The organism is Pseudobacteriovorax antillogorgiicola (assembly GCF_900177345.1).
In the GTDB taxonomy this organism is placed as follows: domain Bacteria; phylum Bdellovibrionota_B; class Oligoflexia; order Oligoflexales; family Oligoflexaceae; genus Pseudobacteriovorax; species Pseudobacteriovorax antillogorgiicola.
This window is the reverse complement of record NZ_FWZT01000037.1, coordinates 1-11,053: the sequence shown is the minus strand read 5'-3', so window position 1 is coordinate 11,053 and position 11,053 is coordinate 1. Positions and strand designations below refer to the sequence as shown.

Genomic DNA, 11,053 nt, shown 5'->3' with positions numbered 1-11,053 from the left:
GCACCTCTAATGATTTAGTACAAGCAGCCTCCCGAGGGTCTCTCACGGATTCGGAAGGAGCTTTTACCAGTTGTTCAGTATCTATTTACCTACAGTTCGCAATCCACTTCTGGGACTCTGGTCCTGACGTGTCATCTGTGCTCAAAACGTAGGCAAAGACAATCTCTTTTATGGACGAAGTATCCACATGGAGATCTTGGATTAAGGGTTGAATGTTTCCTGAAAAGCTATAGTTAGTAAAAGGGCTTAGGCCCTTTAGATAGCCTTTAGAGTTAGCTTTCATCTCTTGCTCCATCGCAAATAGATTTACATCTGTAACTATGCCCACTGACATGGTCGCGACACCTACTTGTGGGTTGCTAAGAGATAGATTGACTGGACCATTTGAGTAGGGGAGAAGCATCTCCGTTCCCAATGTAGCCTGAACCTCATAGATTCGATATGGGTCGAGATCATCGCTAACCTCATTTGCATCAAGAACAAAGAAGACCTGGAAGTTTTTGATGATGGGTAAGGATTCTCGACAGAACAACTTCTTAGAGTACTCTGCATCCTGGTGGTAAAGGTCATTTGGAGTTACTTTAACAGATCGCGACCCATCGACTATACCTGAACCAGTAAATGCTTCCCAGACTGTACGGGATCTGGACTCATCAGCCTTGGGGGCGAAGGTATCATTATCACATAATTCGATTTCTGGATTACAATCACCACTCGAAGGAGAGAATCGAAGGAAAACGAATCTTTCTTCTTTGTTGATAAGATTTCCTAACGTTTCAAGCTTTACCATATTATTTAGCGAATCCACAAGCCTGGCAACGATTTCTGCGATATCGGCTGGCGTTGAGTCTAAAGAAATTTCGTCAATTCTTTCCCGTTCTATATCTATGGTTTCCAGACCTTTTGGGTAGTGGATTTTTATCATCGGATAGATTCGATCGGTGACGATTTTCGTCAACTTTTGTAGGTTCGTTGAGAGAGCTGCCATGTCAAGGTTATCGACAGTATTTGAGATTAATTCGGAAGTAATTAAGCCCTTCTTATCTTCACTTCGATACCTATTTTCAAGGTCAGCGATTTCCAATAAGTCCTGCCTCAGAGATCTTTCTAGGTTTCTAATTCTTGCTTTTCGCTCGATTTTGACAATTTCATTATCAATCCAAGAGTTAAAGATGGCCTGGATCGAGTCGACTGCATAGAAGCTTAACGTACTACCTTCTGTCATAGTGAACTTTGCAATAGCTCTACTTCTTAGGGATTGAGTCCTTCTCGATATATCACCACCCTCGTCTATTATTTTTTGTCCTTCACTCTCGATAAAGGAAATAGCTGGAATCATGTTATCCAGCATAGCCTTAACGGACGAAGAGCCCTTGACCAATGTTTGCGTTTGAACCGTTAGCTGACTGTTGGAAAGCTCACTTCGATCGCTACAATCGTTGACGACAAAATGAACTTCAGAGTCAAACTTACTAATCAGAGTTGAATTTCTCTCAATGGCAATCACATCGCTAGCTTCTAGGTAACTTGTTGCTCCAGCAGGTACTACAAAGGCTAATAGAGATCCAGCAGGGAACTCCGGAAAAGGTGTATTGGGCAGAGAAATTCCAGATTGAAAGCTAGCTGTAGAGTTATTTATTTTTGAATCAGTTTCACTTTCTGTTCTTGAAAAGATATCCGCAAACGTTGTGGACGTGTTCAAGCAGCTAGAGTTTTCAGCAGACTTGGAAGCTGAAATACCCAGATTTCCTGTCAGAGTTGCTTCGTCCCCAGTACTACCACTAAAAAGTCCACCTATGTTCCCGGTCACACTCTCTCGGGTACAACGAGACTTACTATTGCCTATGGTTGTTGTATTCTGCCTTGTATTCGATGTTGAGTTAGCAACCACATTTGACTCTCCTTGCCCATCAACAATTGTAAAACCTTCGGGGCCAAGCCTTAGACTAGGAGATGCAGCGCTAGAGTAGCGACTTATCTTTAGAGCACATATTGGAGCCCAGAAATCTTTCACCGTGAGATTTAAAATCTCTCCCTTCTTTAGGGATACCTTGTTTTGAATAGAGAGTCCGCCAATACTTAGATCTAAGCTTCCTGTATGGTCGTACTTTGCTTGATTGGCTGAGACTTGAAAAACATTCTCCTCGCCTGGAGTCAACTTTTCAGAGAATAACTTTACCTTCTCGCTGTCAGTCAACTGCGCCAGCTGCTGTTGATAGCGACTAAAGGATAGGCTATCTTCCACTAGACTTTGTTTGTTAGCGTCGATTTCCCCAAGTTTTTGCTCCAAATCTTGGTACTTTTGCTCCAGAGAATACTTGAGGGAGTCCTGAACAGTATCTCCTGAAATACGACCTTTAAGTAATTCAAGGAGTCGGTCTCGATTGGCTTTATATTTTTGACCATCTAAATCCAAGTTGCTTGCAACTCTGTTAACATGATCGACCATACCAGAGACAACCTGCTGATTCAGTCCACTATCAATAACATTACTAATTGACCCTGAAAAGTTGCCATACCGTTCCATGTTCAAAGCATATTGTTTAAAAGCTTTTATGCTAACGATCATTCGCCTGAGGTCAGGGCTAAGTAAGAGGGGCTCCACCCCGTTATCGTCTATACAGCTATTCAAACTATCGAATGAACTCTCTTGCCTAACTCTCGTATTAACTTCTTCAGAGATGTTAGCGAATGAGGCTCTCAATGCTCCAATCATTTCCTGATATTTAGGAGAAACATCAAGCAAAGGCGAACTCTGATGGAGATTTGATAATTCTAAAATTAGATAATAGAGGTCCGGCTTATCCGATTTGCATGAGGAAAGTTGGCAGGACAGATCCACAATCTTTGTTAGAGAAACAAGTTTTTCGACCAGCCCCCCTAGGATCTTGTTTTGCAGATTGAGTTGGAATTCAATGTTCAGGCTTTGTGACTTTTGGACTTCTGAAAGCAACTTGACATAGTTATCCAAACTCGCACTTGATACGCTGTCTGCATTAGAAAGCTTTTCATAGAGCTTTAGAATGATACTTTTTGTGTCTTCCACGCTCGCGCGTGAATCAATATAGTTCACAACTGGCGTTGCTTTTTCGTTCCAAAGATCAAAAGCATCTACAAATGAAGTGACAGACTCTTGGTTTAAGACATTACTACCATCATCAAACGCTAGACCTTCAACTTTTTCATATATGTAGCCAAGTTCAATATCTCGAATTTTTGTGCTCGCCAACTCCTTACACTCTCCCCTAATACGCGAGAATGCTGAACTAAGCTGCGAAAAGCAGGTCTTCATGAGTCTGTCCGACAAACCCATCTTATCGCAAGTTCTGAATCGTCGCTCCAAAAGTTTATAGTATCTATCCTTGGAGCATTTTTCCTCTAGTGCCTTTAGCCTTGCTTGCTCTTCTGTTTTTAGGCACCCAGACAAGGCTAGCATTGAAACTAAAGCAGGTAAAACTAGCTTCATGATTATATCCTTTAAAAAAAGAGACCCTTCCAGGTCTCTTTATAATTATTGTTATTTGGTAAATCTAAATTCATTGTTTCCAAGGCAGCCTCTTACGTCGACTGTATCTTTGTGAAAGACATTGACCTTGGACTTATCTGATGTCACAAACATGTAGCTGTCATTGAACCTATAAACAAATGGAAGAGATGCCCACCGACACTTCAAAATTACCGGCTCTCCGCTTTCTTTTATAAGATCTCGAATACCTTGATTCACTTTGATTCCGTACTCAGGCATCGCAAACTTTTTTCCGCTTGCTGGATTAACTGTGTTCGATAGAGAAACAGGCTTGATATCTCTATTGAATAGCATACCACCTGTTGCTAGAGGCAGGTTTTTGACAACGCACTTCGAAGCAATAACCCGGTCATAATCGAAGACGTTAAACCTCTTTCTATCACGAGTCACGTACACAACTCCATCGGCAAACTGGTAGATATAAGGTAATCTCGCCCAGCGGCAAGTTTGCTCAATTTCTACGCCGTACTTAGAAAGGTAGCCTTCCATTTCAACAGTCATGTTTTGATTTGTTCTAATCCCTACTCGTAAAGATTTCAATGAAATCAGACCATCTTGACTAGGAATTTCATCACTCGCGTTCTTTTTCGCAATCCTTGCCATTTCTACCGCCTGCTGACTCATCGTATCTAATCGATTCATAAAGAAGAAATTAGTGGCGAGTTTACTATCCACAAAATCTTTGACAACACCTGGATCTAATTCATCACTACCAGTTAAATCAAGAACTCTCAAATGCTGAACGTATGGTGATGAAGTGTCTTTTCGGTCATAGCTTCCCACCAAGAGGTAGCGACCATCTTCAGTTATATCTAGAGCTGTAATAAATCCGAACCCTGGGTTGATATCAACATCATCAAGAAAAACTTGCTCGGAAAGATCCCTGACTCTGATTTTGCCTCGTGGAAGGTATGGCTGCGCAAGAGAGCTGCTTCCAACAATAATAAGATCTGAGTTAGATGCCTCTCCATCATCCCCTGCTGTGTCTTCTTCCATCCCCATCTCATTCGCACTTAGAGGACCACCGAACACTAAAACAGGAACACCTTTTTCTGTCCATGTATCCACTTGCGCAAACATTTGGGTATCAATAATTTCAACCGTACTTTCATCACCACTTCTTTCGACTACTCCGATTTTACTCCCATCTCTTGCAACATAGATATTCAGAACGGGCTGCAAAAGATCAATGCTGGAGATTTCAGCATTCATATTAATATCATAGACAGATATCTTCTTATCTTTTCCAATAAATAATTGACCTGTACTTCTATCAAACGCCGTCTTGTGTTCCTGCCTAGAAACTTCGTCAAGAGTGCCTTTAAAGTAGAAGATAGAATCAATCTTTGTTTTCGATTCTAGATCCCAGAGAGCTATTTCTTCAAAGTTATTATTGTTCTGAGAGTGAACAAGGTGAGTGACTAGCCTAGTTTCATCATCGCTGACAAAAACTCCTTTGGCGTTATAGCCACCTTTGCTGTCTAATTTTATAAGCCTTTCAACTGTCTTATTTGAAAGATTCATCTTCGCGATACTTGTGTTGAACTCGTCTAGGAAGTACATTGTATCAGCTTTACTATTTAAGCCGTACTTACTTACATGATCCTGAACTCCAACAGTAATTGGAAGGTTGTGATCGATAAGTATGTCATCACTCATGATGTTGTAAAGCAGCATATTACCGACGTTGTTCTTCATCGATAGAGAAATCATACTCTTATTTTCTAGACTATCTTCAAAATCAATGCTGTAAAGATCGTAGTTAAAGAGTATATCTAAGAGGCTTTGATCAATATCGCTTTCTCTAGTGTTAATATAGTTGCTGATATCATCTGCCATCAAAGATTTTTCTACCTCGGTCACACCGACTTTTGACCGACGAAGCTGGCTCAACAGAAATTCCAGTTTATTAGCCAATTCTTTTGGAGTTTCGTCCTTTAGATGATCCCCTGTGGAGCACACAAACTTGCTTCTATAGTCGACTTTTTGGCCATTTTCAAACTCCAGAGTTTGACTATCAAAACCAAGGCTTGTTTCTTTTTTTGTACGACCACATAAAGGGTTGGGCTTGTTAAAATAGACAGCTGGAGATACCTTTTTAGGGTTATCTTCGGCAACATACCATTCCTCGAAGAACTCCACTTTGAACTTACAATAGAAGCTTGCTAGTGAGAAGCCGGGTACCTTCGACGCCCCCAGACTTTCATAGTCAGATATAGTTATTGTATTGGTAAGAACTTTCCAGGATTGCTTACTTAGATTCGGTTTCTTAACTATTTCCGGTGTAAACTTTTCAAAAGCAGACTTACAGCGATCGACAGCTTTTCTGATACGTACGTTAAAATTTCCACTGTTTACTAGAGTTTTGAGCCTTCTATCTGACGTGTAAGTCCTTTGGTAGGTTCTGCTTACTGGCTTTAGTACGACCCCATTCTCAATAACTTCTTCAAACTCAATACCATTGCCCTCATGCCGGCAACTATTCCACTCTTCATAGGTCCACTTGCCTCGACAAGCAGTTGCTGATGCTTGTTCCATCAAGCCCATAAATAGAGCGATACTCAATATTTTCGCGATCATCGGGATCTCCTAAAACCAAGGTGCATGGATTACAAAGAGCTCATATTTCGCTCTTTTGCGTGCGGGAGGCCAGAATATAAACGAAACAGTTAGTATAGTCAATATGCCCTACCAATGTATTTTCAACTTCTCTGATTACCTCGTATTTTTAGACTGTTACGGTTACCTTCTTTGAAACAAATCGCCCAGCGTTACCAGGAGATGGGGAAAACCTTCCTGCTTATCAGTGATTTCAGCGTACCGCTCTTCTCAAGCAAGCTTTCGAAGTGAGGTCGCTTGCGACTCACTTCCCCACCCGAGCCTCAACTACAGCCTTTTCTCGCTCAAGCCTTGATACATCCTTGGCCAGCTCCTTGACTTCAGCCTTTAGCTCGCCATTCTCTGATAACAAACGATCATGATTTTCCTTAAGCGTCTCGAACCTAGCATTTGATTCTGCTGCTTCGATCTTTGCTGATGATGCGGCATCGGTAGCCGTATCGATACGATCGCGGAGCTTTTGGTTTTCCTCTTGCTGGGTGGAGAGCTGCCCTTGGGTGGTTTTAAGCTCCACTTCAAGCTCGCCGCGCTTTCTCTTTTCCCAATCAAGCCCATCTTCAAGGCGCGAAATCTCATCTGCTGATTGTTCGAGATGGCTTTCGAGTTCTTCGATCCTGGCTTTTAGATCTTCCTTGGCTTTCGCAAGCGCGACTTTGATCTCATTGGCGATGGCGTTTTTAAGGCCTGCCGAGAGCGTATCCACATAGCTGGCGTCGGCCTTGTTGTCTTCGCCGTGACGCCAGGCGTTGAGGTGGGCGGTGATTGTCCCAAATGATCCGGTGCCGAGCTCGGCTCTGACCAGCCTCACGGTTGGGTTGATGCCCTTGTTGCGTAATTGAGCTGCGACAGCTGCCACGTCTTCAAAGCTGATTCCGGTTCTCATATGTAACGTAACTCCATAATGTATCATAACGATACGTTATGTTATGATATAAGCATGCAGAATTGTCAAGGCTTTTGTCGTGAAAGGCCGGTTGTGACTGGGTTGAGGGCTAGTTGCTCCTAGAGGGTTCGGTGGGTTGTTATGGCGAGGTTTTGGCGCAATTTAGAGATTGCATAAATATACTACGTCATGTTAGTAGTAGTTTAGTTTAATGGAGGTAGCGACATGACTAGACCAGAACGGCACTTAGAGGGAAACCTGATTGAGCTTTTTAGAGAAACTACCAAGGAAGAACCGACTACCGACGATGACACCGAATCCGTATGCGATTGGGATTTGGAGTCAACGGGTGGTGTACTATCGATGCGTGAGTAAAGCTCTTCTAGGATCAGCTCCTAGGAGAACTCCAATAGCTAAAATCTAGCGATCGTCCTCACCTTGAGAGTTTTGTCAGGAGACGCCTGGCATGATGCGCTCAGACTATTCTGTCTTTTTAGAAAGCTCACTGTAGTAACCTTTGTCCTCAAAGAGGTTTTTTAGGGTGGGCTCGATGCCTCCTTCAATCACCTTTATATCGCGAAGGCCAAATCCTATTAGGACGCCAATATTTAGCATTATTCCCATCATTAGAACATGAAACCATAGACCTTCATTTCCAAAAATAGCACTTAGAGCTACCAACAAAACTGAAAATAGAGGTATATCTACAAAAATCTTTCTCATGGAATAGCTACCTTTCCTGGGTCAGGTTTTGGCTGTGGATTTACCGGGGGCTTAGGCCTATAATACTCCTGAAAGACCTCGCCTTGGTGCCTCAAGATCTTAGACTTGATTTGCTTTGCATCGTTCCTATCTCGGATTTCTCTCTTTAAGAATGATTCTATTTCGGACCAGCCTCTTTCGCTAGGGACGATTGGAACTCCGTGAATACGCCAATTATCGCCCCATATTTTCATGATCGTACCACCAAGCAAAGCCGCAAGAAATTCATCATTTGTCAAGGAGTAGTCTGATTCTCCATGAATCACTGAGCACCACTGTCGATCATAGAAGACTGTTGGGTGATTTCCATTCCAGATAGCCCTTTGCTCCCCGCATTCATAGACTATTATCCCTGGCCCGCCTCCGCCAGGCCCGATAGGTTCTCCTCCAGCACTTCCACTACCCCGAGGAACTATGAAAACAGTATGCCCTTTTTATCCAGGTATTGGCTTATCGAGCTTAATATCAGCCTTATCATTGCCCTTACCGTTTTTCTGAGCCAATTGAGCCTTTAAAATTTCTTTTTGGAGATCGTAGCCATGCTTGGTCTTAAGAAGTTCAAGTTCTTTGTCGTACTTCATTTCTTGTAAAGTAATCTCTTTTTGCATATCTAAGTATGTAGTAAATATATAGGTTGCAGCGGTTCCTGCAGCCAAGGCTACCTTTCCCACAGCTTTCATGCATTTTGTAGAAGACATACACGCCCTACCAGCCCCCAATATAAAAGGTATAACCTGGATCGCCTGCTTATCAGCAGCAAACTTATGCTCCACATACCCAAGCATAGACACGTCGGCAGCATAGAACATGTCCTGCCCAACCTTGCCAAGGTGAACACCGACGACTTTTCCGTCTTTCAAAATAGGAGATCCACTATTCCCAGGAACAGCTGGAATACCGTGAGCAAAGACACCATCCTGAACGGTGATCTCACCTTCAACATCGACATTAAGAAAACCGTACTGAGCTGAATACTGGGTGTTGCCCTTGCGATCCACCATCGAGATTGGACTATCTACGGTAAGAACTTCAGTTTCGAGTTCGAGATACTCCCAGATGTAGCCATCGACTTCGAGTCGTACCACATCAGACTCCGGGTAGCCTTCGGTGACCGCTATGTGCCAGGGGAGTATGAAACAAATCTGCCGATAGATTAGTATAATGTTTGCGCGGTAGTGAAACTGTGATTCACCATTAGAAATTCCACTTTTGATCGAGAAGCTTGAGAAAAAATCTGTTTTCAATCGTTCAGGGGTGGGGTCTCGATATGCTGCTAGTTTTGGTCCGAAACCAGCACTCAACTAGAAATCTGAGCGCACACCACCATTCCCAATGATATCAGGATAGCAGAAAAGTAGCTTGTTTTATAGGTTCAAGTGAATCCGTAGATCGCAATAGCGCCCTTGCCGAAAAATCCATAGTGTTTCACTCGCCAACCCACATCCGAAACTCCCCCTCCCGCGAATCAAGATGAACAAAAGTCGAATAGATCCCAATCCCCTTAAACCCCAACAGATAAGCCTTCGAGATAAGGTTCATGATCTCATCATCTGACCACCCCCAAGTAGAGATGTCGGTTGCCCTACCAAGGATGTGCTGAGATTTTTCAGAGCTCCCAGCTAGGGCTCTTATAGGTCAGACAGCGAATCCAGCTATTGTCGGTTAAGTAGGAGCTGTTGCCGCCCCCACTCACCTAAAAACGTTACCTTCAGCTATTTTTCAATACCATTAAACACTATCCCTAACAGCTGAATGCATACCAGACAAGTCAGGTGGCAAGCAAAAATTCGTGGTGTTTTCTTCTATGCTTTCAAGAATGAATTCCAATCCCGCAATCTCGTAGTCTTCCCACAGAAAGGCATCAAAATCGAAGTCCTCTTGACCTTCACAAAGGTACCAAATCATATCCTGCGCCAAGTTAGAAAGATTCTCTTTCATGGAGGACTCCTTTGTCTCGAAGTCTAACTCCGTATGACTTTGGCCGTGCGCTACTGAGTTCAAGCCTAGGGCGACTATGAACGCTTTTGACATATCCTTCATACTAAACTCCTTCCAATTTTTAAGCTCAAATTCTTGAAAAACATCACTCGGTACGATTCAGTTTTAGCAATGGCTCGGATACTAAAAAATCACATAGGCAAAATCCGCATAAAAAATAAACGGGCCAAAGTATAGAATCGGTATCCTATAATAAAGACGAGGGTTGTTTACTAATGTTGCAATTGGATCGTCATGACATTCACTTTTTTTAGGAATCGACTCCTCAAATAAAGTGACTGGCTAGAACAAAACTGTGTGGGGCTTCGTAGTGGCTGCTGAGGCAGCAACCACTTATGTGCAGTGATGAAAGACGCTGAGTGTGAAATTAGCACTCAACTAGAAATCTGAACGGACAATACCATTCCCGATGATATCAGGATAGCAGAAAAGATGTTTTTTTGCGGTTCAAGTGAATCCGTAGATCGCAATAGCTGAGACCGGAGGGTTCACCCATGAATCCTCGAAAACTTGGGTGACATTTTGAAATTGGTGGATAATCGAAGATCAAGCTATGAGGAAATCGATTTTTGAATTTCAACTGCCGAAAGTAACTTTAAAGTGAGTTTCGCCAGTAGAGATTCCGCAATTGAGCAAGGTATTTCGAGAGCCTCGCCAGATTATCATGATCGAAGGGGTGGGCTTCTTACTTGTTGTAGTCTAGCGTGTCGCCTTGGCTTCCAAAAAACATCTGTTTAGTGATCACTTCTGAAAAGTGAATTCGGAGGGAGAGGAATGACGAATCTCGCAAAAAGTTAGTTATAAGGTAGCTACCACACACCACTCATCGAATTTGCTCGCAAAGGTGGGGTAGAGTACGGTCAGCGAAGACAGTTCTTGAAATCCTAATGGCGGAAAAACGTCTTTAGCTACTTCTTCACAACAAATGACTTGACTACGATATCATGGATTGCTTGATTACTACTCATCAACGATAGAATCGAAAGAACACCTAAACTTGACTTTAAAAAGTATCGCACACCGGCTCTCAGAAATCCCAATTTTTTACCGTTCTCTCGAATTACTTCGAGCTTCATTAGTTTATGGCCGAGCGTGCCTCGAAAATAACCGACTAAGATAGGTTCATATAAAAAAATTACAAACAACATCATACCAAGAAAAACCTTACCGTGAAGCTCCCCAAAAGTGCTGGACAAATCTAACTGAACGGCCTAATTCACCATAGTGAGGAGAATTACCGTGACTCAGAACAAACGAACCAGACC

9 protein-coding genes are annotated in these 11,053 nt (G+C 42.7%); 1 reads left to right on the top strand and 8 read right to left on the bottom strand.

The genetic code is table 11. The features are described 5' to 3' along the window. Positions 1-85 precede the first annotated feature (85 nt). From B9N89_RS29565 to B9N89_RS29555, 3 genes are all read right to left on the bottom strand, one after another. Positions 86-3,466 carry a hypothetical protein gene (locus B9N89_RS29565; protein ID WP_132319555.1) on the bottom strand — a complete coding sequence of 1,127 codons (3,381 nt, stop codon included), beginning with the start codon at positions 3,464-3,466 and terminating at the stop codon, positions 86-88. 51 nt (positions 3,467-3,517) lie between these two features. Further along, on the bottom strand, positions 3,518-6,106 hold the full coding sequence (locus B9N89_RS29560) for a YncE family protein (protein ID WP_132319553.1): 2,589 nt from the start codon (positions 6,104-6,106) through the stop codon (positions 3,518-3,520). Between the two features lie 283 nt (positions 6,107-6,389). Then, positions 6,390-7,028: a DNA-binding protein gene (locus tag B9N89_RS29555; protein WP_159455728.1), complete on the bottom strand. Its 639-nt coding sequence runs from the start codon at positions 7,026-7,028 to the stop codon at positions 6,390-6,392. A 225-nt stretch (positions 7,029-7,253) separates the two neighbouring features. On the opposite strand from B9N89_RS29555, the gene B9N89_RS31620 reads away from it, so the two are divergent. Beyond that, positions 7,254-7,403 carry a hypothetical protein gene (locus B9N89_RS31620; RefSeq protein ID WP_159455727.1) on the top strand — a complete coding sequence of 50 codons (150 nt, stop codon included), beginning with the start codon at positions 7,254-7,256 and terminating at the stop codon, positions 7,401-7,403. A 105-nt stretch (positions 7,404-7,508) separates the two neighbouring features. Here B9N89_RS31620 and B9N89_RS29550 read toward each other — a convergent pair whose 3' ends face one another. The 5 genes from B9N89_RS29550 to B9N89_RS29530 form a co-directional block, all read right to left on the bottom strand. Further along, positions 7,509-7,751 carry a hypothetical protein gene (locus B9N89_RS29550; RefSeq protein ID WP_132319549.1) on the bottom strand — a complete coding sequence of 81 codons (243 nt, stop codon included), beginning with the start codon at positions 7,749-7,751 and terminating at the stop codon, positions 7,509-7,511. A 473-nt stretch (positions 7,752-8,224) separates the two neighbouring features. Next, a complete protein-coding gene (locus tag B9N89_RS29545) occupies positions 8,225-9,091 on the bottom strand; it encodes a S1 family peptidase (RefSeq protein WP_143478300.1) in 867 nt (288 codons plus the stop codon). Positions 9,092-9,215: 124 nt separating this feature from the next. After that, entirely contained in the window at positions 9,216-9,422 is a 207-nt protein-coding gene (locus B9N89_RS32520) for a D-Ala-D-Ala carboxypeptidase family metallohydrolase (protein WP_132319934.1), read from the bottom strand. Between the two features lie 96 nt (positions 9,423-9,518). Beyond that, complete coding sequence (locus tag B9N89_RS29535) at positions 9,519-9,830, bottom strand: hypothetical protein (RefSeq protein ID WP_132319545.1); 312 nt, start codon at positions 9,828-9,830, stop codon at positions 9,519-9,521. An 866-nt stretch (positions 9,831-10,696) separates the two neighbouring features. Beyond that, positions 10,697-10,939: an RDD family protein gene (locus tag B9N89_RS29530; RefSeq protein ID WP_207912262.1), complete on the bottom strand. Its 243-nt coding sequence runs from the start codon at positions 10,937-10,939 to the stop codon at positions 10,697-10,699. Positions 10,940-11,053: the final 114 nt, after the last annotated feature.

What these genes read in the sequence shown, in the direction of transcription:
- B9N89_RS29565 (WP_132319555.1), bottom strand. Translation starts at nt 3,466, where the DNA reads ATGAAGCTAGTTTTACCTGCTTTAGTTTCAATGCTAGCCTTGTCTGGG.
- B9N89_RS29560 (WP_132319553.1), bottom strand. Translation starts at nt 6,106, where the DNA reads ATGATCGCGAAAATATTGAGTATCGCTCTATTTATGGGCTTGATGGAA.
- B9N89_RS29555 (WP_159455728.1), bottom strand. Translation starts at nt 7,028, where the DNA reads ATGAGAACCGGAATCAGCTTTGAAGACGTGGCAGCTGTCGCAGCTCAA.
- B9N89_RS31620 (WP_159455727.1), top strand. Translation starts at nt 7,254, where the DNA reads ATGACTAGACCAGAACGGCACTTAGAGGGAAACCTGATTGAGCTTTTT.
- B9N89_RS29550 (WP_132319549.1), bottom strand. Translation starts at nt 7,751, where the DNA reads ATGAGAAAGATTTTTGTAGATATACCTCTATTTTCAGTTTTGTTGGTA.
- B9N89_RS29535 (WP_132319545.1), bottom strand. Translation starts at nt 9,830, where the DNA reads ATGAAGGATATGTCAAAAGCGTTCATAGTCGCCCTAGGCTTGAACTCA.
- B9N89_RS29530 (WP_207912262.1), bottom strand. Translation starts at nt 10,939, where the DNA reads ATGATGTTGTTTGTAATTTTTTTATATGAACCTATCTTAGTCGGTTAT.